General features: G+C 71.9%; 1 protein-coding gene. It reads left to right on the forward strand.

All coding sequences use genetic code 11. From position 1 onward, the window contains the following. Positions 1-177: 177 nt before the first annotated feature. On the forward strand, positions 178-639 hold the full coding sequence (locus CA984_RS44205) for a hypothetical protein (protein ID WP_133062004.1): 462 nt from the start codon (positions 178-180) through the stop codon (positions 637-639). Positions 640-860: the final 221 nt, after the last annotated feature.

Below are 860 nucleotides of genomic sequence, written 5' to 3' on the forward strand. Positions count from 1 at the left end.
GCGCCCTGGCGTCGCCGGGCCGCCCGGCCCGCGCGCTGGCGTCGCCGAACCATGTATGACACGTCGTTCCGCGCGAATGTTGCGCTGCCGAGGTATGGGATGAATCACGACACTCGCGCCCTTTGAGTGCGGGCCGTGAGGTGTCACGATGGTCGCCATCCCATGATCGGAGAAGACGTGAACAGATCATCCCTGGCCGCGGTGTGCGCCGCCGCCGCCCTGCTGTCCTCGTTCGCCGCGCCCGCGATGGCCGCCGCCGAGCGCCAGGCGCCGCTCAAGACCGTGTACGGCTGGGCGAAGAAGTCCGGCAGCTCGGCGATGATCGTCACGCCGTACCGGGCCACCCGGACCACGGTCGGCGACGGCCCCAGCATCGCATGGGAGCTGAGCAGGAAGAACGGCCGCCCCATCCGGATCGACTACACCGAGGGGCTGATCTTCCGACAGGTCAACAAGAAGTGCGGCAAGGCGACGGCCGGATACCCGTACGACACCGCGGACAAGAACGCCCTGGGCACCAAGGTGTGCGACCCCATCGACCTGTACAACCGGCTCCGCAAGGACAGGATGCCGGTGAAGGTCGTCTACGACCCGGCGGGCCCGATGGCCGTCAAGGTCATCGAGCTGGTCCTGCCCTAGCGACGCTCTGACACGGGCTCCCCGGACGGCGCAGGGCCTGGGCTTTCCGGGGACGGCGCGGAGGCACGGGCTTCCCGGACGGCGCAGGAGCACGGGCCTCCCGGACGGCGCAGGAGCACGGGCTTCCCGGGGCGGCGCGGGCTGTCCTGGGAGGGCGCCGGTGCGGGGGCACCGCCCGGCTCGACGCCCGCGCCCGTCCACGGAGCGGGGCGGGGCGGGGC

This window comes from Streptosporangium minutum, assembly GCF_002149035.1.
Lineage (GTDB): Bacteria > Actinomycetota > Actinomycetes > Streptosporangiales > Streptosporangiaceae > Streptosporangium > Streptosporangium minutum.